The sequence below is a fragment of the Agromyces italicus DSM 16388 genome, from assembly GCF_000421545.1.
Classification (GTDB): Bacteria; Actinomycetota; Actinomycetes; order Actinomycetales; family Microbacteriaceae; genus Agromyces; species Agromyces italicus.
Window position 1 is genome coordinate 13,460 of the sequence record NZ_ATXF01000012.1, and the last position, 24,039, is coordinate 37,498.

The window sequence follows — 24,039 nt, forward strand, 5'->3', positions numbered from 1 at the left end:
TCAGCTCGCGTAGGCGCTGTTCTCATGCACGTAGTCGTGCGTGAGGTCGTTGGTGAGAATCGTCGCGGATGCCTCGCCCGCGTGCAACTCGACGAGCACGTGCGTGGCCCGGGGTGCGAGGTCGACCTCGTCACGAGGACGGTCGGGACGGCCGGCGTGGCACACCCGCACCCCGTTCATCGACACATCGACGAGATAGGGGTCGAACGGGGCCCGCGTGGTGCCGATCGCGGCGAGCACCCGGCCCCAGTTGGGGTCGTTGCCGAAGATCGCCGCCTTGAAGAGGTTGTTGCGGGCGACCGAACGGCCGACCTCGACGGCGTCGTCTTCGGTTTGTGCGCCGCGCACCTCGATCGTGATGTCGTGGCTCGCACCCTCGGCATCGGCCTGGAGCTGCGCTGCGAGGTCGAGGCAGGCGGCGGTGAGCGCCTCGGTGAAGGCCGCTTCGTCGGGCACGACGCCCGAGGCGCCGCTCGCAAGGATAGTCACCTGGTCGTTCGTCGACATGCAGCCGTCGGAGTCGAGGCGGTCGAAGCTGACGCGGGTCGCCTGCCGCAGCGCGCGGTCGAGCGCGGATGCCTCGAGCTCGGCATCGGTCGTGATGACGACGAGCATCGTGGCGAGTCCGGGCGCGAGCATGCCCGCACCCTTCGCGATGCCGCCGATGCGCCACCCCGCACCCTCGACGAGGACGGTCTTCGGCTTGGTGTCGGTCGTCATGATCGCTCGGGCCGCATCTTCACCGGCGGCGGCGTCCGCCGAAAGCCGGTTCGCGGCGCTCAGCACGCCCTCCTCCAGGATCTCACCGTCGAGCTGGTCGCCGATGAGCCCCGTCGAGCAGACGAGGACGTCGCCGGCCGAGACCTCGAGCGCCGACGCGGCCGCCTCGGCGGTGCGGTGCGTGACCTGGAACCCCTCAGGGCCGGTGAAGCAGTTCGCCCCGCCCGAGTTGAGCACGATCGCCGCGACCTGGCCGTCGGCGATGGCCTGCCGCGACCAGATGATCGGGTTCGCCTGCGCGCGGTTCGAGGTGAACACCGCGGCCGCCTGCTGCGACGGCCCGCGGTTCACAATCAGGGCGAGGTCGAGCGCCCCGGTGCGCTTGATGCCGGCGGCGATGCCGGCGGCTTCGAATCCGGCGGGGGCGGTGACGGTCACGGTGCGACTCCGTTCACGGGAAGGCCGGTCGACTCGGTGAGGCCGAGCGCGAGATTCGCCGACTGGATGGCGGCACCCGCGGTGCCCTTGACGAGATTGTCGACCGCGGTCACGATGACGACGCGACCCGCGCGCTCGTCGACTGCGAGGCCCATGAGGGCGGTGTTGGCGCCGAGCACGTCGGCGGTGCGCGGGAACTGGCCCTCGGGCAGCAGCTGCACGAAGCGCTCCCCCGCGTACGCGTCCTCCCAGGCGGCGCGCACGGTCTTCGCGTCGGTGCCGGGCATGATGCGCGCGGTCGACGTCGCGAGGATGCCGCGCGACATCGGCACGATCACGGGGGTGAACGAAATGGTCGGGTTCGCCGCGCCGGCCCAGCGGAGCGCCTGCTGGATCTCGGGGATGTGCCGGTGCACCCCGCCCACCGAGTACGGGTTCGCCGAACCCAGGATCTCGGCGCCGAGCAGGTGGGCCTTCAGGCTCTTGCCGGCACCGGACGGCCCGACGGCGAGCACCGACACGAGATCGCGGTCCTCGATGACGCCGGCGCGGATGCCGGGGGCGAGCGACAGCGCGACGGTCGAGGCGTTGCAGCCCGGTGCGGCGATGCGGCGCGACTTCGCCAGCCGGTCGCGCTGGGTGCTCGAGAGTCGCGGCAGCTCGGGAACACCGTACGTCCACGCGGAGTGGAAGTCGCCGCCGTAGAACGCCGCCCAGTCGTCGGCGCGCTCGAGCCGGTGGTCGGCGCCGCAGTCGATGACGAGCGTCTCGGGCGGGAGCTCGGCCGCGATCGCGCCCGAGGCGCCGTGCGGGAGCGCGAGGAAGACGACGTCGTGGCCCGCGAGGGTCGCAGCGCTCGTCTCCTGGAGGGTGAGGTGCGTGTAGGTGCGCAGGTGCGGTTGCACCGCGACGAGCGGCTGGCCGGCGTTCGAGTGCGCGGTCACGGTGCGGACCTCGAACTCGGGGTGATCGGCGAGCAGCCGCAGGATCTCTCCTCCGGCATAGCCGGACGCGCCGGAAACGGCGACGGAGTACGTCATGGAATCCACCTTAGGGTCTGTCTGGTCGGGGCGATGTTCCGGCGACGCCCCGCGACAGGCCGCTACGCCTGTGCAGGGGTCGCCGAGATTCGGCGGCCGCCACGGCGTCGGCTGCGCACGACCGGGACACGCGAGACGCGTGCAGCGGCGACGAACCGGGTGATGGACATGGATCGACCATATCGGCGGGGCGCGGCGAGGTGCAAACCGGCGGGGCGCTGTGCGTCGGAATGCGACGACGGCGCCGCGCGGTATGCGCGGCGCCGTCGTCGGCGCTCGGTACTCGGGTGACGGGCGCCGGGTACTCGGAGCCGAGGAACTCAGTCGCGGATCGACGCGCCCGTGCGCTCGGCCGCGAGGGCCGCACCGGCGAGCTTCGCCTCGCTGGCCTCGGCCGCGGTGAGCGTGCGATCGGCGGCGCGGAAGCGCAGCGCGAACGTCAGACTCTTCGAACCCGCCGGCACACCCTGCCCGCGGTAGTCGTCGACCAGTCCGAGGTGCTCGAGCAGTTCGCCCGCGCCCTCGCGCACCGCGGCGGCGACCTCGGCAGCCGGCACGCCGACGTCGACGAGCACCGACAGGTCTTGCGTCGCGGCGGGGAACGTGCCGGTCGGCGACGCCTCGACCGCGGGGTCGGCGGCGGCGATCACGGCATCGAGGTCGAGCTCGGCGACCGCGACCACGCGCGGCAGGTCGTGCTCCTCGGCGAGCGCCGGCAGCAGCTCGCCGGCGAAGCCGACCACCCGCCCGCCGATGCGCAGTTCGGCCGTGCGACCCGGATGCAGCGCCTGGTGCGCACCCTGCACGATCTCGAGCTCGGCGCCCGTCGCGAGGGCGACCCGGCGCACCGCGTCGAGCGCGTCGACGATGCCGACCGGCTCAGCCGGCTGACCCGGCTGCTTCGCGATCCGCTCGCCCACGAGCAGCACACCGAGGTGGCGCGGCTGCGGCGGGATGCCCGCGTCGAGCGCGGCGAGCGTCTCGTCGCTCGGCTTCGCGTCGCCGACCGGGAGCTCGGCTGAGCCGTAGGCGCGGCCGGGCTCGGGGAGGAAGACGAGTCCGAGTTCGAACAGGTCGACGTCGACGAGCCCGCGCGAACGGTTGCGCTTCGCCGCGGCCATCAGGCCCGGCAGGAGCGAACGACGCAGGTACGGCGTCGACTGGTCGAGGGCGTTCGCGAGGCGCACGGAGGCCACGGGCGACCCGTCGGCGCTGCCGAATCGGGCATTCTCGGACTCGGTCGCGAACGGGAAGCTCAGCACCTCGGTCGACCCCGAGCCCGCGAGCACGTCGGCGGTCTGCCTGCGGAGACGCTGCGAGCGCGTGAGTCCGCGCCCGGGAGGCGCGACCGGCAGCACCGAGGGGATGCGGTGGTAGCCGACGAGCCGGGCGACCTCTTCGGCGAGCTCCTCTCGACCGGTGAGGTCGGGGCGCCACGCGGGGGGCGTGACCGAGAAGCCGCCGTCGACGCGCGTGAGCACGCCGCCGATCTCTGCGAGCGCGTCGTGCACCTCGTCGTTCGTGTACGCGACGCCGATGATGCGCGAGACGAAGCCGTCGGGCAGCACGATCGCGTCGCGCGCCGGCGTCGTCTGGATGAGAGAACCGCCCGTGTCGGCCGTGCCGCCCGCGAGATCTACCATGAGCTGGGCGACGCGTGCGACTGCGACGGCCCCGATGGTCGGGTCGATGCCGCGCTCGTAGCGCTTCGCCGCCTCGCTCGGCAGCTTGTGCCGACGGGCCGTGCGCGCGATCGACACCGGATCCCAGTGGGCGGCCTCGATGAGCACGTTCGCCGTGGTGTCGCCCATCTCGGTCTCGGCGCCGCCCATGACGCCCGCGAGGCCGATCGGGCCGCGGTCGTCGGTCACCACGATATCTTCGGCGTGGAGCGTGCGCTCCTTGCCGTCGAGGGTCGTGAAGCGCTCACCCTGCTCGGCGCGCCGTACGACGATGCCGCCGCGAAGCGCATCGAGGTCGTAGCCGTGGATCGGCTGCCCGAGTTCGAGCATGACGTAGTTCGTGATGTCGACGAGCACCGACAGCGAGCGGATGCCGGCGAGCTTCAACCGAGCGATCATCCACGCAGGGGTCGGCTTCGAGGCGTCGAGGTTGCGCACGATGCGCGTCGCGAACGCGTTCGAGGCGAGCTTTCCGCGCAGCGGCGCCCGGTCGTCGATCACGACCGAGAAGCCATCGGCCGAGGCATCCGTGGCGGGGGTCTGCTCGACGGGGTCGCGGAAGACCGCACCCGTCGCATGCGCGTACTCGCGCGCCACTCCGCGGATCGAGAACGCGTAGCCGCGGTCGGGCGTGACGTTGATCTCGATCGCGGCGTCGTCGAGGCCGAGGAGCGAGATCGCGTCGCTGCCGACCGGCGCGTCGAGCCCCAGGGCCGCCAGGCGCAGGATGCCGTCGTGCTCGTCGCCGAGGCCGAGCTCGCGCGCCGAGGCGATCATGCCGTCGGAGACGTGCCCGTACGTCTTGCGCGCGGCGATCGGGAAGGGCCCCGGCAGCACTGCGCCAGGGAGCGTGACGACGACCTTGTCGCCGACGAAGAAGTTGCGCGCGCCGCAGACGATGCCGCGTACGGCATCTCCGCCGTCTGCCGCCCGCTCGCCGTCGGGCGCGACGCGCACCCGGCACCAGCGGATCGTCTTGCCGTTCGTCTGGGGCTCTTCGACGAACTCGAGCACCTCGCCGACGACGATGGGGCCCTGAAGCTCGAAGGTGTGCACGTCCTCCTCTTCGAGGCCGACCTTCACGAGGGCGGCGTGGACGTCTTCGGGCGTCGTGCCCGGCACGAGCTCGACGTACTCGGCGAGCCAGCTGAGAGGTACTCGCATGTTCTAGACCACCATTCCGAACTGCTGGGAGAAGCGAACGTCTCCCTCGACCATTTCGCGCATGTCCTGCACGTCGTTGCGGAGCATGAGGCCGCGCTCGACCCCCATGCCGAAGGCGAAGCCCGTGTACACCTCGGGGTCGATGCCCGCGGCTTTCAGCACGTTCGGGTGCATCATGCCGCAGCCGCCCCACTCGATCCAGCGAGCCCCGCCCTTGAACGTCGGGTGCCAGAAGTCGAGCTCGGCGCTCGGCTCGGTGAACGGGAAGAAGCTCGGGCGCAGGCGGATCTTCGCCTCATCGCCGAAGATCGCCTTCACGAAGTGGTCGAGCGTGCCCTTGAGGTGCGCCATCGTGAGGCCCTTGTCGACCGCGACCCCCTCGAACTGCATGAAGACCGGCAGGTGGGTCGCGTCGAACTCGTCGGTGCGGTACACGCGCCCCGGCGCGAGCACGTAGAGGGGCAGTTCGCGCTCGAGCATCGAGCGGATCTGCACCGGGCTCGTGTGCGTGCGCATCACGAGGTGCGCCTCGGGCGGGTCGACGAAGAAGGTGTCCTGCATGGCGCGCGCCGGGTGATCGGCGTCGAAGTTCAGCGCGTCGAAGTTGAACCACTCGCTCTCGACCTCGGGGCCTTCGGCGATCTCCCACCCCATGCCGGTGAAGACGTCGCACACCCGGTCTTGCAGGAGGGCGAGCGGATGCCTCGCGCCAGCCGTGACGCGCGAGGGCAACGCCGTGACGTCGACCGCTTCGGCGGCGAGCTGCGCGGCCGCCTCGGCCTCGACGATCTCGGACTCGCGGGCGGCGAAGGCCTGATTCACTCTGCCCCGCGCGCCGCCGACGAGCTTGCCGAGGGCGGCCTTCTGGTCGCCTGGCACGTTGCGGAGCTCGGCGTTGAGGAGCGCCAGCGTCGACTTCTCGCCGGTGTGCTCGGTACGAACGGACTTCAGCGCGGCGGAGTCGCCGGCCGACGCGATGGCCGCGAGGGCTGCGTCGACCGCGGACCCGACCGCGGATTCGGTGATTTCGAGGGGCTCTGGCACGAAGATCGAGTCTAGTCGCCCCGCGCTCCCGCGATCATGCTGCCCCGGAGCGGGGTTGGGCGATGCCGCCACCGCCGACGGCCTCGATTCTTACGCGTTCTCGCTCTGGCGGGCCGCCGCGTTCGCCTCGGCGAGGAGCAGCGCCTGGCTCGGGTCGACTGGAGCGGGCCCGGCCTTGCCCGGGTGGTAGCGGCGGTCACCCCGGCGGCCGAGCCACCGTGCGAACCACGACAGCGAGAGGTTCATCGCGAGGTACAGAATGAACGCGACGCACCAGAGTGTGAACAGGTAGCGGTTGCCGTAGAAGCTGCCGAGGTTGTTCAGGGTGACCCGCAGGAGCTCCTGATAGCCGACGATGTAGCCGAGCGAGGTGTCCTTCAGCAGCACCACGAGCTGCGCGACGATGATCGGCAGCATCTGCCTGAACGCCTGCGGGAACTCGACGAGCATCTTCGACTGAAGCGGACGCATGCCGACGCTGAGGGCCGCCTCGCGTTGGCCTCTCGGCAGGGCGACGAGCCCGGCGCGCAGCGCCTCGCCGATGAGGGCGCCGTTGTAGACGGCCAGCGCGGCGACGACGGCCCAGTACTGCCCCGTGCCGGCGACGAGCAGGATGAACAGCATCATCAGCAGCACGGGCATGCCGCGGAAGAACTCGATCAGCACCGCCGTCGGGATTCGGATCCAGCCGATCGGCGAACTGCGCAGGAGCGAGAGCACCACGCCGAGCGCGACGGCGAGCACCGCGGCGACGAGCGCGGCGCGCAGCGTGTTCCAGACGCCCGTGAAGATGACGAAGTTCCAGAACTCGGGGTCGGCGATGATGTCCCACCGGGACGGGTCGAACATGCCGGGCAGGGTGATGCCGCCCGACTCTCGTGGCGCGTTGAGCACCATGATGCCCCAGGCGACCGTACCGAGGAGGAGGACCCCGCTCACCCACGAGAGGATCGCCGAGAGCCGCCGCGCCCGAGGGCCGGGCGCGTCGAAGAGGACGCTGGAACCGCTCATCGCTGCACCACCCATTTCCGCTCGAGCTGGGTCGCGAGGAAGCCGAGCGGCACGGTCACGACGAGGTAGAAGAAGGCGACGCCGATGAGGATCGCGATGACGGCGTTGCCGTGGGCGTTGGCGAGCGTTCGCCCGACGCCGAAGAGCTCGGAGACGAAGCCGACGCCGCCGACGACCGAGGTGTTCTTCGCGAGTGCGATGAAGACGTTGATGAGCGGCGGGATGGTCATGCGGAACGCCTGCGGGAAGATCACGAGCGCCACAGACTGGCTGAAGCCGAGCCCGAGGCTGCGTGCGGCCTCGGCCTGCCCGATCGGCACGCCGTTGATACCGGAGCGGAGCGCCTCGGCGACGAAGGGGGACGTGTACACCGCGAGCGCGATGAAGCCGGAGAGGATGAACGGCACGCGGGCCCCGAGCAGCGGCACGATCACGACCGCGAAGAGCACCACGAGGGTGAGCGGAGTGTTGCGGATGATCTCGGTGTAAACGGTGGCGATGCCGCGCAGCGTCGCGATCGGCGAGATGCGCATCGCCGCGATGATCGTGCCCAGCACGAGCGCGCCGAGGCCGCTCACGCCGAGCAGCAGCAGTGTCACGCCGAAACCCTCGAGATAGAGGGGAAGGTTCGCGATGACGACGTCCACGCGGGTCCTCTCGGTTTGCAGTCGGACTGTGCGGTCCGGGCCCCGCGATACGGGGCCCGGACCTTCGGATCAGTAGCGGTCGACGGCCGGCGGCTCCACGAACGGCAGGATGGTGCCCGCCGTGGTGTTCCACGCCTCCTCGTAGGTGCCGTCCTCGTACGACTCCTCCAGCACGTCGTTGATCCACATGCGGAAGTCGGTGTCGTCGAGCTTCACCCCGATGCCGTACGGCTCCTCCGTGAACGGTTCGCCGACGACCTTGAACTCGCCCTCGTTCTGGGCGGCGAGGCCCGCGAGGATGACGTTGTCGGTCGACACTGCGACGACCTGGCCGTTGCGGAGCGGCTCGAGGCAGTTCGAGTACGTGTCGGTCTCGAGCACCTCTGCGCCGAGCTCCTTGAGGTTCGCGGCCGGCGTCGACCCGGTCACGGAGCAGACCGGCTGCCCCACGAGGTCGTCTTCGGAGGCGATGTCTTCATTGTCGGCCAGCACGAGGATCGACTGCCCCGCCATGTAGTACGGACCGGCGAAGGAGACGACCTGCTTGCGCTCGTCGTTGATGGTGTACGTCGCGACGACGAGGTCGACCTGGCCGTTCTCGATGAAGGGCTCGCGGTTCGCCGAAACGGTCTCCGTCCATTCGATCTTGTCTTCGGCGATACCGAGCTTGCCTGCGATGATCTTGCCGATCTCGACGTCGAAGCCCTCGGGGTCGCCCGACGGCCCGACCAGGCCGAAGAGCGGCTGGTCGAACTTCGTGCCGATGGTGATCTCGCCCGCCTCGGCGAGCGCGGCCATGGTCGTGCCCTCCTCGAACTCGGGAGTCTCCTCGACGGTGGGCTCGGCTCCGCCGCCGCCGCCGTCACCGGCACAGCCGGCGAACAGGAGCGCGGACGCCGCCGCTGCGGCGACGAGGGCGATTCTGCTGCGTTTCATGTCCCTGCCTCTTCTCTTTCCGTTGGGTCCTCGCCACTCGGGGCGGCGGAGGTCTGTGGAGTCGTCAGTGCTCGAGGATCTTGGAGAGGAAATCCTTCGCGCGATCGGACTGCGGGTTGTCGAAGAAATCGGCGGGGGTGTCCTCTTCGACGATCCTGCCGTCGGCCATGAACAGCACCCGATCGGCGGCCTTGCGCGCGAAGCCCATCTCGTGCGTGACGACGATCATCGTCATGCCGTCTTTGGCGAGGCCGACCATGACGTCGAGCACCTCGTTGATCATCTCGGGGTCGAGGGCGCTCGTCGGCTCGTCCATGAGGATGAGTTTCGGGTTCATCGCGAGTGAGCGGGCGATCGCGACACGCTGCTGCTGGCCGCCCGAGAGCTGGGCGGGAAGCTTCTTCGCCTGATTGGCCACGCCGACACGGTCGAGCAGCTCCATCGCCTTCGCCTCGGCGTCCTTCCGGGACATCCGCTTCACCCTGATGGGCGCGAGCGTGACGTTCTCGAGCACCGTCTTGTGCGCGAACAGGTTGAACGACTGGAACACCATGCCGACGTCGGCGCGGAGCTTGGCGAGGGCCGCCCCCTCTTCGGGGAGCTTCACCCCATCGATCGAGATCGACCCGGAATCGATGGTCTCGAGCCGGTTGATCGCCCGGCACAGCGTCGACTTGCCCGAGCCGGAGGGCCCGATCACGACGACGACCTCGCCGCGGTTCACGACCGTGTTGATGTCGTTGAGCACGTGCAGCTCGCCGTAGTGCTTGTCGACGTGGTCGATCACCACGAGCGGTTCGCCGCGGCGGACGCTGATGTTCGAAGTCGGCGGGGCGGGCTGGGTGGGCTCCATATCCCCAAAACTAGGGCTACCGACGGCCTCGCGCCAAGGACTCCTGGGGTGGTTATCTAACCGTGATGCACGCTGCGTTGCGCGAAGGCGCTCTCGTAGAGGCACACGGAGGCCGCCGTCGCGAGGTTCATCGACTCCGCCCTGCCGTAGATCGGCACGATCACGACCCGATCGACGAGCGCGAGTTGCTCATCGGGGAGGCCTCTGGCTTCGTTGCCGAACAACCAGGCCGTCGGATTCGCGAGCGCGCCCTCGTTGCGCGCCGTGAGCAGGTCTTCGCCCTTGACATCGGCGGCGAGCACGGTGAGGCCGGCGGCACGGGCGCGCTCCAGCACGTCGTCGAGGTCGGCGCCGACCGCGACGGGCAGGTGGAAGATCGATCCGGTCGAGGAGCGGACGACCTTCGGATTGTACAGGTCGACGGCGCGCCCGGTCAGGATCACCGCATCGGCGCCGGCGGCGTCGGCCGCCCGCACGATCGTGCCGAGGTTGCCCGGGTCGCGCACCTCCTCGAGGATCGCGATGAGGCGCGGATTCGCGGCGAAGACGTCTTTCACCGCGGTCGGGAACTGCCGGCACACGGCGACGAAACCCTGCGGGGTGACCGTGTCGGCCATCGCCGCGAGCACCTCCTCGGTGACGAACTCGACCTCCACCCCGGCGCGCACGGCGTCTTCGGCGATGTCGGCATGGCGTTCGAGGGCGGTCGGCGTCGCGTAGAGCTCGACGACGAGTTCGGGCCGAAACTCGAGCGCCTCGACGACGGCCTGCGGCCCCTCGAGCAAGAACAGCCCGCTCTCGGCGCGCGCGGACTTCTTCGCGAGCTTCGCGACGGCACGGACGCGCGGCGAGCGGGGGTTCTCGAGCATGATCACAGTCTATTCAGCGGGATGCCCCGGTCGAGGCATCCTCGCAACTCGTGCAGCGACATGCAGAACGGCCCGGCGCTCTGCAGAGGCAGAGGGCCGGGCCGTTCGAGGAGAAGCCTGCGCCTATGCGGCCGTCTTCGGGGCCGAGGTGTCGGCGGGCAGCGCCTTCTTGGCCGACTCGACGAGCGCGGCGAAGGTCGCCGGCTCGTTCACCGCGAGCTCCGCGAGGATGCGACGGTCGACCTCGATGCCCGCAAGGCCGAGGCCCTGGATCAGGCGGTTGTAGGTGAGGCCGTTCGCGCGCGACGCCGCGTTGATCCGCTGGATCCAGAGACGACGGAAGTCGCCCTTCTTCTTGCGGCGGTCGTTGTACGAGTAGACGAGGGAGTGAGTGACCTGCTCCTTGGCCTTGCGGTACAGGCGCGACCGCTGACCGCGGTAGCCCTCTGCACGCTCAAGGATGACCCGACGCTTCTTGTGCGCATTGACTGCGCGCTTGACTCTTGCCATTGCTCTGTTTCTTCCTTAAAGGGGTTTCGCGACTCAGTGGCCGAGAAGCTTCTTGATGACCTTGGCGTCGGGTGCCGACACGATCTTGTCCTGGTTCAGACGGGCCTTGCGCTTCGAGGCCTTGACCTCGAGGTTGTGGCGCATCCCGGCCTGCTGCTTCTTGACCTTGCCGGTGCCGGTCAACTTGAAGCGCTTCTTGGACCCGGAGTGGGTCTTCTGCTTCGGCATCTCGTGATTCTCCTTGGTTCTGCCGTCACGGGTGACGGACGTGGGTGTTGGCCTACGCCTCGGTCGGCTCGGCCGTCTGCGGCTCGGCGTCGTTCGGGGCATCCGCCGCCGGTCGCACCTTCGCCGCAGCACGCTGTGCATTCGCCTCGGCCTTGGCCTCGGACTTGTTCTTCAGGGGCGCGATGACCATGACCATGTTGCGGCCGTCGATCGTCGGGTTGTGCTCGACCGTGCCGAACTCGACCACGTCTTCAGCGAAGCGCTGAAGGAGTCGGACACCCATCTCGGGGCGCGACTGCTCGCGGCCTCGGAAGAGGATCATCGCCTTCACCTTGTCGCCGGCCTTCAGGAAGCCGACGGCGCGCTTCATCTTGGTCTCGTAGTCGTGCTTGTCGATCTTGAGGCGGAACCGGACCTCTTTGAGGATGGTGTTCGCCTGGTTGCGCCGGGCCTCTTTCGCCTTCTGCGCAGCCTCGTACTTGTACTTGCCGTAGTCCATGATCTTGGCGACCGGCGGCTTGGAGTTGGGTGCGACCTCGACGAGGTCGAGGTCGGCCTCCTGCGCGAGCCGCAGGGCCACCTCGATCTTCACGACGCCGACCTGCTCTCCGCCGGGGCCCACGAGGCGGACCTCGGGAACGCGGATGCGGTCATTGGTACGGGGATCGCTGATGCGTGTACTCCTCTACTCAAGCTGTCTGTGCGCCGAAGGAGGAGAATTCACGTACTTCGCGCGGAATTTCACCGCGGCTCATACGGCACCCTGTCTACTCCCCCGCTGCGATTCTGGCGAACCATCGCGTGGGAGCGGAGTGCAATCGACCCGGTAACCTTGATGAAGCGGTATGCGCGGGTGGGAGAATCTCCACTTTCGTACCGGGGGAAAGCCCCGGAGCCCGAAGTAGTCTAGCAGAGGAAGTCTGTGTCACATAGTTCGCCCACCACCCCGGGTTCCGACGAGTCCGCACACCGCTACGAGGAGGCCGTCACCGAGTCGGTCGACGGCGCGCTGCGCGACATCGCCGAGGTACCCGCGGTCGAGATCATCACGACCGCCGCAGTGCACCTCATGAGCGCCGCCGCGGTGAAGCTCGGACTCGCCGACAACCCCGACGAGCAGCTCGACCTCGACGAGGCGCGCAAGCTCATCAACGCCCTCGCCGGCCTCATCACCGCAGGTGCACCCGAGATCAGCGACATGCATGCGCGGTCGCTGCGCGACGGACTCCGCTCGCTCCAGCTCGCCTTCCGGGAGGCCTCTTCGATCCCCGATCCGATCGGGCAGGGCCCCGGCGAGAAGTGGACCGGCCCCGTCAGCTGAGGGCCCCGCCGGACATGTGAGCCCCGCCCGCTCGTCATCGCTGGCAGTTCGGGCACCAGAAGACGACCCGCTCCCGAGGGTCGTCGCCGGCATTCGCCTCGCGGCCCAGCGCGCCTCGTTCGATCGTCGTGCCGCAGCGAAGGCACGGCGCCCCGGCGCGACCGTAGACCCAGAGGCGACGGCCGCGGCGGTCGACTCCGGTGGTCACGCGCGCCGGGCGGTCACGGTTCGCCGTGATCAGGCGGCGGGCGAGGGCCACGACGGCGGCCAGATCGGGCACCTCGCCGACCAGGCGGTCGGGCCGGATGCCTCGGAGGAAGCACAACTCGTTGACGTAGACGTTGCCGAGCCCGGCGAGATTGCGCTGGTCGAGGAGCGCGACCGCGATCGGAGTCGACGGGCCGGCCGCGAGACGGCGCACGGCCTCCTCGGCATCCCAGTCGGGGCCGAGGAGGTCGGGCCCGAGGGACGCGAGCGCCTGCTCGTCGTCGGCTCGCAGCAGCACCTCGACGAGCCCGAGTTCGAAGCCGATCGCGACCGAGCGGCCGGTCTCGAGCACGACCCGCGCCAGGTGCGCCGGCTTCGGCCAGCGCTCCCCCGGCGCGAGCACACGCCACTCGCCCTCCATCTTGAGATGCGAGTGCACCGTGCGCGTCGGGGTGCGGATGAGCAGGTGCTTGCCGCGGGCGAGCACCTCGTCGACGCGTTCGCCCGCGAGGTCGACCGTCGCAGACGCGGGCACGCGGAAGTCGGTGCGGGTGAGCATCTCGCCTGCGAGGGCCGAGCGCAATCGCGCAGCAGCCTGGTAGACCGTGTCACCTTCGGGCATCGAGCCGTACTCCGCGGGGCGTCTCGCCGAAGCCGGCCGCGCCGAGCGCCCGCCCGAAGGGCGTGCCGAGCACGAACGCGCCGTTCACCGACTCGACGGCGAGCCGCCGCACCCGACCGGCGACGACCGTTGCGGCAAGCGCCTGCGCGGCGAGCTCGAGTCGCTGCTCGTCGTCGTGATACACGAGCACGGTCTTGCCGCCGCGCTCGACGTAGGCGATGAGCTCGCCGTCGACGACCACGACCATGGCGCCCGCCTTGCGCGCCGCGCGATGCGAGCTCTCGCCGGGAGGTTCGGGCCACGGCAGGGCCGCGCCGTACGCGTTCGCGGGATCGGTCGCGGCGAGCACGAGCGTGGGGCCGCCGTGCTCGCGCCGGCCGGACGCCCGCTCCGCGACGCTCGCGGGCGCGCCCGCCGTGCCCGCGAAGTCCGCCGCGGTCGCGAGCCCGGGGGCGCCCGCGCCGCCGCGCGCCTCGCTCGCGGAGTCGACGAGCGCCCGCAGCCGATCGACCGCGCCAGGAGCGGCGAACTGCGCCGCACCGAGCCGCTCGACGAAGTACCCGCGCCGAGCGCGCCCCGACTCCTCGAAGCCTCGCAGGGTCTTGTAGACGAGCGCGAAGCCGCCGAGCACGCCCTCGGCGACCGCCGCCCCGCGCGTGACGATGCCGTATCGGTCGAGCAGCGTCTCGCCGAGCGCGTGGCCGCGCCGGGTGGCATCGGTCTCGGCGACCGGGAGGATCGACCAGCGCCCGGCGACGGACGGCGGGCCCGTGCGGCTCGGCATCACGGCGCGCGGGAGGCTGCGCCCGCGGAGCGCTCGGGCGCGGGCGCTCGGGCGCTGCGGCTTGTGTGCGCTGCGGCCGCCGCCGACGAGCGCGCGCAGCGGGGCCGCGGTGTCGTTCGTGACGAGCCCCGACCACACGAGCGACCAGAGCGCATCGACGAGGGCTGCATCGTCGGGAGGCGCCTCGAACGATCCGGCGGCGCCGACGGCGTCGGCGAGCTGCCGGAAGAAGAAGCCGCCGCCGGAGCCGAGTGCCAGCAGCACCTCGCGCTCGAGCGGTTCGAGGTCGACCTCGGGTGCCCAGGGCAGGGTGAGCGGGGCCGACTCGGCGAGGTGGAGGCTCACCCAGCCGTCATCGCCCGCGAGCGCCCCCGACCCGGCCCAGAGCACCTCGCCCGAACTCATCAGCTCGTCGAGCATCGCAGGCGAGTAGTCGGCGACCCGCGCCGGCAGTGCGAGCGACTCCCACGCCGAGGCCGGAAGCCTGGCCCCCTCGAGCTGCTCGATCGCCGAGAGCACGCCGTCGATGCCGCGGACGCCCGCGCCGACCCGCTGCCACAGCGGCAGGAACCTGGCGAGAGCGAGTTGCGGCACCGGCTCGATCTCGTGCCGCAGGGCGGCAAGCGAACGGCGTCGAAGGCGACGCAGCACCTCGGCGTCGCACCACTCGGTCGAGGTGCCGTGCGGCCGGAACTCGCCCTCGACGACCCGGCGTTCATCGGCGAGGCGGCGCAGCGCGCCCCGCGCGACGGCCACCCCGACGCCGAAGCGCGCGGCGACGTCGTCGACGGTGAACGGGCCGTGACTGCGGGCGTAGCGGCTCACCAGGTCGCCGAGCGGGTCGGCGACGTGGGCCTCGAACGCGGCGGCGACGCCGGGCGGCACGGGCACGCCGAGCGCGTCGCGCAGGCGCCCGACGTCTTCGACCGCGGCGAGCTGCTCGCGCCCGGCGAAGCCGACGCGCACAGCCCGACGCGCCGCGAGGAGCTCGGCGACCGCCGCCTCCGCATCGGTCTCGGCGTCGACCCTGGCGCCGATCTCTTCGGGAGTCAGCGGTCCGAGCGTGCGCAACAGCTCGGCGACACCCTCGACGCCGCGAGCGCGCCGCTCGGGCGCCAGACGCTGGAGCTCGGACTCGACTTCGTCGATGACGGCCGGGTCGAGGAGCTCGCGCAGCTCGACCCGGCCGAGCAGCTCGCCGAGGAGCGCCTGGTCGATCGCGAGCGCCGCGGCGCGTCGCTCGGCGAGCGGCGCGTCACCCTCGTACATGAAGGCGCCGACGTAGCCGAACAGCAGGGCGCTCGCGAACGGGCTCGGCGAGTCGATCGTCGTCTCGACGACCCGGATCTTGCGGGAAGCGATCTCGCCGGCGACGGCCACGAGCGCGGGCACGTCGTAGACGTCTTGGAGGACCTCGCGCAGCGTCTCGAGGATGATCGGGAACGTCGGGTAGTCGCTCGCGACCTCGAGGAGCTGTGCCGACTTCTGCCGCTGCTGCCAGAGCGGGGAACGCTGGCCCGGCCGGTAGTGCGGCAGCAGCAGTGCCCGGGCCGCGCACTCGCGGAACCTGCTGGCGAAGAGGGCCGAGCCGCCGACCTCTTCGGTCACGAGCGGCTCGAGCTCGGCGGCGTCGAAGACGAAGAGCTCGGCCCCCGGCGCCTCGCCGCCGGTGTCGGGGATGCGCACGATGATGCCGTCGTCGGCCGCGATCGCCGCCCCGTCGACGCCGTGCCGTTCGCGCACACGAGTGCCGACGGCGAGCGCCCAGGGTGCGTGCACCGGCATGCCGTACGGCGAGTGCAGGATGATGCGCCAGTCGCCGAGCTCGTCGCGCGAGCGTTCGACGACGAGCGTGCGGTCGCTCGGCACCGCGCCGGTGGCGGCGCGCTGGTCGGCGAGGAATCCGAGCAGGTTCGCCGAGGCGTTCGCATCGAGCCCCGCAGCGGCGACGCGCGCACGGGCATCAGGCTCGTCGGCCGACGAGAGTTCGCGCATGAAACCGCCGAGGGCGCGCCCGAGCTCGGCGGGACGACCGATGGCGTCGCCCTTCCAGAACGGAACGCGACCGGGCTGCCCGAACGCGGGCACCACGTTGACCCGGTCGAAGGTGATCTCTTGAATGCGCCAGCTCGTCGCACCGAGCGCGAAGACGTCGCCGACTCGCGATTCGTAGACCATCTCTTCGTCGAGCTCGCCGACCCGGCGCCCGGTGGCGTCGTCGCCGACGAGGAACACCCCGAACATGCCCCGGTCGGGGATGGTGCCGCCGCTCGTCACCGCGAGGCGCTGCGCTCCGGGCCGCCCCGAGATCGTGCCGCCCTCGCGATCCCAGACGACGCGCGGCCGTAGCTCGCCGAAGCGGTCGGAGGGGTAGCGGCCGGCGAGCAGATCGAGCGTCGCCTCGTACGCCGAACGGGGAAGGTGCTGGAACGGGGCACTGCGTCGCACCGTCTCGAACCACGCCTCGACGTCGAGCTCGTCGACGGCCGCGGCGGCGATCGTCTGCTGGGCGAGGATGTCGAGCGGGTTCGCCGGCACCCTGAGGGTCTCGATCTGCCCGGCGAGCATGCGCTCGGAGGCGACGGCCGTGTGCACGAGGTCGGCGCGGTGCTTCGGGAACATGATGCCCCTCGAGACCTCGCCCACCTGGTGGCCCGCGCGCCCGAGGCGTTGCAGCCCGCTCGCGACCGACGGCGGCGACTCGACCTGCACCACGAGGTCGACCGCGCCCATGTCGATGCCGAGCTCGAGGCTCGAGGTCGCGACGACGCAGCGCAGCCGGCCCGACTTCAGATCGTCTTCGATCTCGGCGCGCTGTTCTTTGCTGACCGAACCGTGATGGGCCCGGGCGACGACGGGCGGCGCGCCCGCGGTCTGCCCCGATTGCGCCATGAGTGCCGCGGGCGGACCGCTCGCGGCCGCAGCCGCGACGAGCGCGGTCTGCTCGTCGGCCTCGAGCGCCAGTTCGTTGAGCCTGGCCGTCAGCCGTTCGGCGAGCCGCCGCGAGTTCGCGAAGACGATCGATGAACGATGCGCGAGCACCCGGTCGAGGATGGCCTGCTCGACGTGCGGCCAGATCGACCCCGTCGCGTCGTCGCTCGCTGGCAGGCGCGCCATGTCTTCGACCGGCACCTCGACGCGCAGTTCGAAGCGCTTCTCGCTCGGCGGGGCGACGACGGTCACCGGGGATGCCGCGGAGAGGAAGCGGGCGACCTCGTCGAGCGGGCGCACCGTCGCCGAGAGGCCGATACGCTGAGCCGGCTTCGCGAGGAGGGCGTCGAGCCGCTCGAGCGAGACCGCGAGGTGCGCACCGCGCTTCGTGCCGGCGACGGCGTGGATCTCGTCGACGATGACCGCCTCGACCCCGCGCAGCGTCTCTCGCGCCTGCGAGGTGAGCATGAGGTAGAGCGACTCGGGCGTCGTGATGAGGATCTCGGGCGGCCTCGCCACGAGCGTGCGGCGCTCGGAGGCGGGCGTGTCGCCGGAACGCACGCCGACCGAGACCTCGGGCACCTCGAGGCCGTGCGCCGCGGCGGTGCGGGCGATGCCGATGAGCGGCGCCCTGAGATTGCGTTCGACGTCGACGCCGAGCGCCTTGAGCGGTGAGAGATAGACGACCCGGGTGCCCGCGGTCGTCGGATCGGGCGCCTCGTGGTGCAGCCGGTCGATCGCCCAGAGGAACGCCGCGAGCGTCTTGCCCGAACCGGTCGGCGCGACCACGAGCGCGTGATCGCCCCGCGAGATCGCCTGCCAGGCGCCGCGCTGCACGGCGGTCGGTTCGGTGAACGATTCGGTGAACCACGCCCTGGTCGCGGGCGAGAACTCCGCGAGCGCCTCGGTCATGCCTCCATTCAAGCGGATGCCACCGACGCGGCTGCCGATGCCGTCGCACTCGCGCGCCGCGCCGCCGTTCAGCCGGCCTCGCCCGTGGCGAGCGCACGGGCGACGGCATCGACGGTGCGGCGCACCTCCGCGGCATCCGTTCGCCAATTGCTGACCGAGAAGCGCACCACCGCGCGATCGTGCCAGCGCGAGGTCATCGCGAGCACCTCGCCCTCCGCCCAGAGCCGTTCGCTGAGCGCCTCGGTCGCGGCGTCGTCGGCGAGCGCGATGCACAGCTGCGTGAAGACGACCTCGTTCAGCACCTCGACGCCGGGAAGGCGCCCGACGCCGTCGGCGAGGCCCCTCGCAGCATCGGCGAGTCCCTCGACGAGCTCGGCGACGCCCGAGCGCCCGAGCGACCGCAGGACCGCCCAGACCGGCACGCCGCGGGCCCGGCGCGAGAGCTCGGGCACCCGCTCGTGCGGGTCCGATCCGACGTCGGTCGCCTGGAGGTAGCTCGCATGCATGCTGAGCGCGCGGCGCATTGCGCGGCCGTCGCGCACGATCGCGAGCCCCGAGTCGTAGGGCACGTTGAGCGTCTTGTGCGCGTCGGTCGACCACGAGTCGGCGGCGGCCATGCCAGAGGTCAGGTGACGGAGGCGCGGGGATGCCGCGGCCCAGAGGCCGAACGCACCGTCGACGTGCACCCAGGCGCCCGCCTCGTGCGCCGCGGCGATCGCGCCCGCGAAGTGGTCGAAGGCGCCCGAGTGGATGTTGCCGGCCTGCAGCAGCACGATCGCCGGCCCCTCGCCTGCGGCCAGCACCTCGCGCAGCGCGTCGACCCGGATGCGCCCCTCGACGTCGGACGGCACCACGACAGGCGCCCCGAGTCCGAGGTAGCGGGCGGCGAGGTCGACCGTGCCGTGCCGCTCCTCGCCGACGATGAAGCGGATCCGCGGGGCGCCCGCGAGCCCCGACTCCTCGACGTCCCAGCCGACGCGGGTGAGCACCTCGTCGCGCGCCGCCGCCATGCATGTGAACTGGGCCATCGTCGCGCCCGTGGTGAAGCCGACCTCACTGCCGGCCGGAAGCTCGAGGAGGTCGACGAGCCACGCGCCCGCGAGTTCCTCGGCGGCGACCGCGGCCGGGGTGATCGTGCGCAGCCCGGTGTTCTGGTCCCAGCTCGAGACGAGCCAGTCGGCGGCGAGCGCCGCGGGGTGCGTGCCGCCGATCACCCAGCCGTAGAAGCGCGGCGACCCGATCGCGATGAGCCCGGGCTCCGCCGCGGCGGCGAGATGGTCGATCACCGCGGCGGCGGACTCGCCGTCCTCCGGCAGGTCGCGGCCGAACCGGTCGAGCAGCTCCTCGGTGGTCGCGCGGGGCGGCACCTTCCGCTCGCGGACGCCGTCGAGCCAGGCCCGCGCGTGCACGGCGGCCCGCTCGAGCGCTGCGTCGTAGCCGTCGTCGCCGTCCCGTCGTTCCGCATCGGGCTGCTCGGTCATGGCCGCACCTGGATTCCGCGCCGTCGCGCCCTCCGATCATGCTCCCGCGTGCGGCTGCGGTCAACCACCGCAACGGCTCACAGGCCCGACGGCCTCCCGGTCGCCGGTTCAGGCGTCGGATGCCCCGGCGACGAGTTTCACGGCGAGCGAGTCGACGCCCGTGGCGATCGACTCGTCGGCGGCCCAGCGGTGCGCCAGCCGAGTCGTCGTCGCATCGAGCGCCTCGCGGGTGAGGCCCGCGACGAGTTCGAGACGCACGATCAGCTCGGGGCCGGCGAGCCTCGCCTCGGGGTCGCCCGGGAGAAGCGTCACCCCGAGCACCGAGAGCTCTCGCTCAGCGGCGCGCAGGAAGGCCTCCCGCACGGCATCCGACTCGAACGGCGGACGCCACGGCAGCGACTGCGCGACCCCCCAGACCGCTGGGCGGCGCAGGACGAACTCACCGGGCGAACCGGGATCGAGCACGACGAGCTCGGTGCCGTCGTCGGCGGCCGCGAGCGCGACGCGCACGCCGTCTGCGGGCACCGGCCGCGCGATCGGGTTCCATCGTGCCATCGCCTCGACCGAGGAGAAGACCGGCAGCACCGCCCGCCCGTCGGGGCCGGCGACCGTGACGATCGAGAGCTCCTGGCTCTTGTCGACGGCGAGGCCGTGCGCGCCCGTCTCGGTTGAAGCGCCGGACCCCCCTGAGCCGGTCGAAGGGTCGCCGAGCTCGGCGAGCAACGGGATCAGCAGGCGCGACCTCGCGAACGCCGCCACGACCTCGGACTGACCGCCGTCACCCGCGCGGAACGCCGCGATCGCGGCGGCGAGCTCGACCGGCGCACTGCCGTCGTCGGCCGCGTGCGGGTTCGCGTCGAACGAACGCCCTGCCCAAGGCACGCCGGCGGAGTCCGCGACGCGCGACGAGGGCGGCGCGCCATCGTGACGCTCGCTCGCCGAATCGTCAGCGCGAGGCGACATCCAGCGCCTCGGTCAGCGTGAACGCACCGGCGTAGAGTGCCTTGCCGACGATCGTGCCCTCGAGGCCGAGGGGAACGAGCTCGCGCAGGGCGACGATGTCGTCGAGGCTCGAGATGCCGCCCGAGGCGACGACCGGGCGCTCGGTGCGCTCCATGACCTGCCGGAGCAATGCGATGTTGGGGCCTTGGAGGGTGCCGTCCTTCGTGACGTCGGTGACGACGTAGCGGGCGGCGCCTGCCTCCTCCAGCCGGTCCATGACCTGCCAGAGGTCGCCGCCGTCCTTCGTCCAGCCGCGGGCGGCGAGCGTCGTGCCGCGCACGTCGAGGCCGACCGCGATCGCCTCGCCGTACTGGGCGATGACCGAGGCGGCCCACTCGGGGTTCTCGAGCGCCGCCGTGCCGAGGTTGATGCGCTTCGCACCGATCTCGAGGGCGTGCTCGAGCGACTCGTCGTCGCGGATGCCGCCCGAGAGCTCGACGTTCACGCCGCGCACCTGACGGATGACCTTCTTCAGGATGCCGCCGTTCGACCCCCGGCCGAAGGCCGCGTCGAGGTCGACGAGGTGAATCCACTCGGCGCCCTGATCGGCCCAGTCGACGGCCGCGTCGACCGGGTCGCCGTAGCTCGTCTCGGTGCCGGCTTCGCCCTTCGTCAGGCGGACGGCCTTGCCACCGGCGACATCGACTGCCGGAAGCAGCACGAGACCGGGGGTCTTGTTGAACTCACTCATCACTGTCCTCGTTCGCGGGATGCCGCCGTGGATCGACGGTCGGCACAGTCACAGAAGCTTAGTCGCCCGGGAGTCGAACGCCCTGACCGTGACACGCACGGTCGTGAGCGGCCGTCAGCCGAGCGTGCCGATCCAGTTCGACAGCAGCCGGATTCCGGCCTCGGCGGACTTCTCGGGGTGGAATTGGGTCGCCGAGAGGGGGCCGTTCTCGACCGCGGCGAGGAATGACCCGCCGTGCTCGGCCCACGTCAGCTTCGGCCCGGGGAACGGCGGGATCACGTCGAGGTGCCACTCCTGCGCGGCGAAGGAGTGGACGAAGTAGAAGCGCTCGTCCTCGATGCCGTCGAACAGCACCGACCCCGCATCGGGCGTCACCGTGTTCCAGCCCATGTGCGGCAGCACCGCCGCAGGCAGCTCGGTGACCGTGCCCGGCCATTCGCCGAGTCCCTCGGTGTCCACCCCGCGCTCGACACCGTGCTCGAAAAGCACCTGCATGCCGACGCAGATGCCGAGCACCGGGCGCCCGCCCGCGAGACGCCGATCGATGATCTCGTCACCGCGCACCGCGCGAAGCTGCTCCATCACGGCCTTGAAGGCGCCGACGCCCGGCACGAGCAGGCCGTCGGCCTCGCTCGCAGCCCGACGGTCGGCCGTGACCAGGGCTTCGGCGCCCGCGGCTTCGAGCGCCTTCGCGGCAGAGTGCACGTTGCCGGAGCCGTAGTCGAGGACGACGACGCGGCGGGTCGGGCTCACAGCGCGCCCTTCGTCGACGGGATGCCGGTGACCAGCGGATCGAACGCCTTCGCCTGACGGAATGCCCGTGCGAAGGCCTTGAACTCCGCCTCGGCGATGTGGTGCGGGTCGCGGCCCCCGAGCACGTTGACGTGCACGGTGAGCCCCGCGTTGAACGTGATCGCCTCGAAGACGTGACGCACCATCGAGCCGGTGAAGTGCCCGCCGATGAGGTGGAACTCGAAGCCCGCGGGCTCGCCGGTGTGCACGAGGTACGGACGCCCCGAGATGTCGACGACGGCCTGCGCGAGCGCCTCGTCGAGCGGCACGAGTGCGTCGCCGTAGCGGGAGATGCCCCGCTTGTCGCCGAGCGCCTGGCGGATCGCCTGGCCGAGCACGATTCCGGTGTCCTCCACGGTGTGGTGCACGTCGATGTGGACATCGCCGGAGGCCCGCACCGTGAGGTCGGTGAGCGAGTGCCTCGCGAAGGCCGTCAGGAGGTGGTCGTAGAACGGCACGCCCGTCTCGATGTCGCTCGCGCCCGTGCCGTCGAGGTCGATCGAGAGGTCGATGCTCGACTCGCTGGTCTCGCGCTGCACGCGCACCGCGCGGTTCTGGGTCTGGCCGCTCATGCGTCGATCCTATTCTCGGCGGCGCCCGCCGCCCGCTCCGGGGCGAACACCGCGATCGCCTCGAGGAACGCGGTGGTCTCGGCTTCGGTGCCCGCGGTCACGCGCAGGTGACCGCGAATGCCGAGATCGCGAATGAGGATGCCGCGCGCCAGCAGCGCCTCGAAGACCGCGTGCGGGTCGTCGACGCCGCCGAAGAGCACGAAGTTCGAGCCGCTGCGATACGGCGCGAAACCGAGCCGAGCGAGCTCGGCGGAGAGGCGCACGCGCTGCCCGCGGATCTCGTCGACCATCGCGAGCATCTCATCCGCGTGGGCGAGCGCCCCGAGCGCGGCCGCCTGCGTGAGCGCGGAGAGGTGGTACGGAAGCCTCACGAGGCGCAGCGCGTCGATCGTCGCGGGGTCGCCGGCGAGGTAGCCGACCCGGGCGCCGGCGAACGCGAAGGCCTTGCTCATGGTGCGCGAGACGACGAGCCGTGGCCGCCCCTCGAGGAGGGTCAGCGCGCTCGGCGTGCCCGGCTCGGCGAACTCGAAGTACGCCTCGTCGACGATGACGATGCCGCGGGCGACGTCGGCGACCGCACGGATCGTGTCGAGGTCGAGCGGGGTGCCGGTCGGGTTGTTCGGTGCGCACATGAGCACCAGGTCTGGGTCGTGCTCGAGCACGGCGGCGACCGCGGCCTCGGGGCCGAGTTCGAAGTCGTCATCGCGAGGCGCAGTGACCCACCGGGTGCCGGTGCCCGAGGCGAGCAGCCCGTACATCGAGTACGTCGGTTCGAAGCCGAGGGCGCTGCGCCCAGGGCCGCCGAAGGCCTGCAGCAGGTGCTGGAGCACCTCGTTCGACCCGTTCGCGGCCCAGATGTGCTCGGGGGTGAGCCCGTGGCCGAGGTACCCGGCGAGCGCCTCGCGCAGTTCGGTGAACTCACGGTCGGGATAGCGGTTCAGCCTGAGGATCGCCGCGGCGACGCGGGCCACGATGTCGTGGGCGACGTCTTCGGGGATCGGATGCGTGTTCTCGTTGACGTTGAGGGCCACGGGGACGGACTTCTGCGGTGCGCCGTACGGCGAACGCCCGCGGAGGTCGTCACGGATGGGGAGGTCTTCGAGACTCGTCACCGAACCATGCTAGCCACGAGCGGCTGCGACCATCGCCCGTGCGACCCAGTGTGACCGGGCACCGAGCGGCCCGCTCGCGGCCCCGCGCGCGCTACTCGCCCGCCGGCACGGCGAGCCGCTGGCCGGGCACGATCGTCGCCTCATCGAGTCCGTTGATACGCAGGATCTCGGCGATCGTGTCGCGCGGATCGGCGCTCGGGGCGACCGACTCCGCGATCTCCCAGAGGGAGCCGCCGACGTCGACGGTGACGTACTCGAGCGCCGCGCCGGCACCGGCGACATCGGCCGCAGCGCCGCCCGCCCCGAGCACGAGCGCGAACGCCCAGACGATGAGCGGCAAGGCGGCGAATGTCGTGAATACGACGCGACCGCGGCGCGTCAGTCGCAGACGGGTTCGCACCGCCGCGCCGTCGCCCGCCGCGCCGTACCCGCCGGTCATGATCGCTGCGCTCATCTCACACCTCCTGAGT

At 71.3% G+C, this 24,039-nt stretch carries 22 protein-coding genes; 1 reads left to right on the top strand and 21 read right to left on the bottom strand.

The features are described from left to right. From argJ to infC, 12 genes are all read right to left on the bottom strand, one after another. Window positions 1-1,158: a bifunctional glutamate N-acetyltransferase/amino-acid acetyltransferase ArgJ gene (gene argJ, locus H516_RS0116720; RefSeq protein ID WP_022890848.1), complete on the bottom strand. Its 1,158-nt coding sequence runs from the start codon at window positions 1,156-1,158 to the stop codon at window positions 1-3. Continuing rightward, complete coding sequence (argC, locus tag H516_RS0116725) at window positions 1,155-2,198, bottom strand: N-acetyl-gamma-glutamyl-phosphate reductase (protein WP_022890849.1); 1,044 nt, start codon at window positions 2,196-2,198, stop codon at window positions 1,155-1,157. Before argC ends, argJ begins: the two co-directional genes overlap by 4 nt. Before the next feature lie 320 nt (window positions 2,199-2,518). Next, window positions 2,519-5,044 (bottom strand): phenylalanine--tRNA ligase subunit beta, encoded by a 2,526-nt coding sequence (gene pheT / locus H516_RS0116730; RefSeq protein WP_022890850.1) that lies wholly within the window; start codon window positions 5,042-5,044, stop codon window positions 2,519-2,521. A 3-nt stretch (window positions 5,045-5,047) separates the two neighbouring features. Further along, window positions 5,048-6,088, bottom strand: coding sequence for a phenylalanine--tRNA ligase subunit alpha (pheS, locus tag H516_RS0116735; protein ID WP_022890851.1), 1,041 nt, complete (start codon window positions 6,086-6,088; stop codon window positions 5,048-5,050). A 90-nt stretch (window positions 6,089-6,178) separates the two neighbouring features. After that, window positions 6,179-7,099, bottom strand: a complete 921-nt coding sequence (locus H516_RS0116740; RefSeq protein WP_022890852.1) for an amino acid ABC transporter permease — start codon at window positions 7,097-7,099, stop codon at window positions 6,179-6,181. Further along, window positions 7,096-7,746 carry an amino acid ABC transporter permease gene (locus tag H516_RS0116745; protein ID WP_022890853.1) on the bottom strand — a complete coding sequence of 217 codons (651 nt, stop codon included), beginning with the start codon at window positions 7,744-7,746 and terminating at the stop codon, window positions 7,096-7,098. The genes H516_RS0116740 and H516_RS0116745 overlap by 4 nt, the downstream gene beginning before the upstream one ends. 69 nt (window positions 7,747-7,815) lie before the next feature. Next, on the bottom strand, window positions 7,816-8,682 hold the full coding sequence (locus H516_RS0116750) for a glutamate ABC transporter substrate-binding protein (protein ID WP_022890854.1): 867 nt from the start codon (window positions 8,680-8,682) through the stop codon (window positions 7,816-7,818). 64 nt (window positions 8,683-8,746) lie between these two features. After that, window positions 8,747-9,535, bottom strand: a complete 789-nt coding sequence (locus tag H516_RS0116755) for an amino acid ABC transporter ATP-binding protein (protein ID WP_022890855.1) — start codon at window positions 9,533-9,535, stop codon at window positions 8,747-8,749. Between the two features lie 56 nt (window positions 9,536-9,591). Next, window positions 9,592-10,404 carry a TrmH family RNA methyltransferase gene (locus H516_RS0116760; RefSeq protein WP_026378938.1) on the bottom strand — a complete coding sequence of 271 codons (813 nt, stop codon included), beginning with the start codon at window positions 10,402-10,404 and terminating at the stop codon, window positions 9,592-9,594. 123 nt (window positions 10,405-10,527) lie between these two features. Then, window positions 10,528-10,914 carry a 50S ribosomal protein L20 gene (gene rplT, locus H516_RS0116765; RefSeq protein WP_022890857.1) on the bottom strand — a complete coding sequence of 129 codons (387 nt, stop codon included), beginning with the start codon at window positions 10,912-10,914 and terminating at the stop codon, window positions 10,528-10,530. 33 nt (window positions 10,915-10,947) lie between these two features. Next, window positions 10,948-11,142 carry a 50S ribosomal protein L35 gene (rpmI, locus tag H516_RS0116770; protein WP_022890858.1) on the bottom strand — a complete coding sequence of 65 codons (195 nt, stop codon included), beginning with the start codon at window positions 11,140-11,142 and terminating at the stop codon, window positions 10,948-10,950. A gap of 52 nt (window positions 11,143-11,194) precedes the next feature. After that, on the bottom strand, window positions 11,195-11,815 hold the full coding sequence (gene infC, locus H516_RS20755; RefSeq protein ID WP_084620765.1) for a translation initiation factor IF-3: 621 nt from the start codon (window positions 11,813-11,815) through the stop codon (window positions 11,195-11,197). A 249-nt stretch (window positions 11,816-12,064) separates the two neighbouring features. Here infC and H516_RS0116780 point away from each other — a divergent pair, with 249 nt between their 5' ends. After that, window positions 12,065-12,463, top strand: coding sequence for a DUF1844 domain-containing protein (locus H516_RS0116780; RefSeq protein WP_022890860.1), 399 nt, complete (start codon window positions 12,065-12,067; stop codon window positions 12,461-12,463). Window positions 12,464-12,497: 34 nt separating this feature from the next. Here the strand turns inward: H516_RS0116780 and H516_RS0116785 are convergent, their stop codons facing one another. From H516_RS0116785 to H516_RS0116825, 9 genes are all read right to left on the bottom strand, one after another. Further along, window positions 12,498-13,292: a DNA-formamidopyrimidine glycosylase family protein gene (locus H516_RS0116785; RefSeq protein WP_022890861.1), complete on the bottom strand. Its 795-nt coding sequence runs from the start codon at window positions 13,290-13,292 to the stop codon at window positions 12,498-12,500. Beyond that, window positions 13,279-17,919 (bottom strand): ATP-dependent helicase, encoded by a 4,641-nt coding sequence (locus tag H516_RS0116790; protein WP_022890862.1) that lies wholly within the window; start codon window positions 17,917-17,919, stop codon window positions 13,279-13,281. The genes H516_RS0116785 and H516_RS0116790 overlap by 14 nt, the downstream gene beginning before the upstream one ends. Before the next feature lie 68 nt (window positions 17,920-17,987). Next, on the bottom strand, window positions 17,988-19,400 hold the full coding sequence (locus H516_RS0116795) for a pyridoxal phosphate-dependent decarboxylase family protein (RefSeq protein ID WP_022890863.1): 1,413 nt from the start codon (window positions 19,398-19,400) through the stop codon (window positions 17,988-17,990). A gap of 108 nt (window positions 19,401-19,508) precedes the next feature. Then, window positions 19,509-20,363, bottom strand: coding sequence for an SseB family protein (locus H516_RS0116800; RefSeq protein ID WP_022890864.1), 855 nt, complete (start codon window positions 20,361-20,363; stop codon window positions 19,509-19,511). Next, window positions 20,347-21,093 carry a bifunctional 1-(5-phosphoribosyl)-5-((5-phosphoribosylamino)methylideneamino)imidazole-4-carboxamide isomerase/phosphoribosylanthranilate isomerase PriA gene (gene priA, locus H516_RS0116805; protein ID WP_022890865.1) on the bottom strand — a complete coding sequence of 249 codons (747 nt, stop codon included), beginning with the start codon at window positions 21,091-21,093 and terminating at the stop codon, window positions 20,347-20,349. The genes H516_RS0116800 and priA overlap by 17 nt, the downstream gene beginning before the upstream one ends. 114 nt (window positions 21,094-21,207) lie before the next feature. Further along, entirely contained in the window at window positions 21,208-21,846 is a 639-nt protein-coding gene (hisH, locus tag H516_RS0116810) for an imidazole glycerol phosphate synthase subunit HisH (RefSeq protein WP_022890866.1), read from the bottom strand. Next, on the bottom strand, window positions 21,843-22,457 hold the full coding sequence (gene hisB, locus H516_RS0116815) for an imidazoleglycerol-phosphate dehydratase HisB (RefSeq protein ID WP_022890867.1): 615 nt from the start codon (window positions 22,455-22,457) through the stop codon (window positions 21,843-21,845). The genes hisH and hisB overlap by 4 nt, the downstream gene beginning before the upstream one ends. Then, window positions 22,454-23,569, bottom strand: coding sequence for a histidinol-phosphate transaminase (locus tag H516_RS20760; protein WP_022890868.1), 1,116 nt, complete (start codon window positions 23,567-23,569; stop codon window positions 22,454-22,456). Before H516_RS20760 ends, hisB begins: the two co-directional genes overlap by 4 nt. A gap of 91 nt (window positions 23,570-23,660) precedes the next feature. Further along, window positions 23,661-24,023 (bottom strand): LysM peptidoglycan-binding domain-containing protein, encoded by a 363-nt coding sequence (locus H516_RS0116825; protein ID WP_022890869.1) that lies wholly within the window; start codon window positions 24,021-24,023, stop codon window positions 23,661-23,663. Between the last annotated feature and the right edge of the window lie 16 nt (window positions 24,024-24,039).

Coding starts and splice junctions, on each gene's coding strand:
- argC (WP_022890849.1), bottom strand. CDS start 2,198: ATGACGTACTCCGTCGCCGTTTCCGGCGCGTCCGGCTATGCCGGAGGA.
- pheT (WP_022890850.1), bottom strand. CDS start 5,044: ATGCGAGTACCTCTCAGCTGGCTCGCCGAGTACGTCGAGCTCGTGCCG.
- H516_RS0116740 (WP_022890852.1), bottom strand. CDS start 7,099: ATGAGCGGTTCCAGCGTCCTCTTCGACGCGCCCGGCCCTCGGGCGCGG.
- H516_RS0116750 (WP_022890854.1), bottom strand. CDS start 8,682: ATGAAACGCAGCAGAATCGCCCTCGTCGCCGCAGCGGCGGCGTCCGCG.
- H516_RS0116755 (WP_022890855.1), bottom strand. CDS start 9,535: ATGGAGCCCACCCAGCCCGCCCCGCCGACTTCGAACATCAGCGTCCGC.
- H516_RS0116760 (WP_026378938.1), bottom strand. CDS start 10,404: ATGCTCGAGAACCCCCGCTCGCCGCGCGTCCGTGCCGTCGCGAAGCTC.
- rplT (WP_022890857.1), bottom strand. CDS start 10,914: ATGGCAAGAGTCAAGCGCGCAGTCAATGCGCACAAGAAGCGTCGGGTC.
- rpmI (WP_022890858.1), bottom strand. CDS start 11,142: ATGCCGAAGCAGAAGACCCACTCCGGGTCCAAGAAGCGCTTCAAGTTG.
- H516_RS0116785 (WP_022890861.1), bottom strand. CDS start 13,292: ATGCCCGAAGGTGACACGGTCTACCAGGCTGCTGCGCGATTGCGCTCG.
- H516_RS0116790 (WP_022890862.1), bottom strand. CDS start 17,919: ATGACCGAGGCGCTCGCGGAGTTCTCGCCCGCGACCAGGGCGTGGTTC.
- H516_RS0116795 (WP_022890863.1), bottom strand. CDS start 19,400: ATGACCGAGCAGCCCGATGCGGAACGACGGGACGGCGACGACGGCTAC.
- H516_RS0116800 (WP_022890864.1), bottom strand. CDS start 20,363: ATGTCGCCTCGCGCTGACGATTCGGCGAGCGAGCGTCACGATGGCGCG.
- priA (WP_022890865.1), bottom strand. CDS start 21,093: ATGAGTGAGTTCAACAAGACCCCCGGTCTCGTGCTGCTTCCGGCAGTC.
- hisB (WP_022890867.1), bottom strand. CDS start 22,457: ATGAGCGGCCAGACCCAGAACCGCGCGGTGCGCGTGCAGCGCGAGACC.
- H516_RS0116825 (WP_022890869.1), bottom strand. CDS start 24,023: ATGAGCGCAGCGATCATGACCGGCGGGTACGGCGCGGCGGGCGACGGC.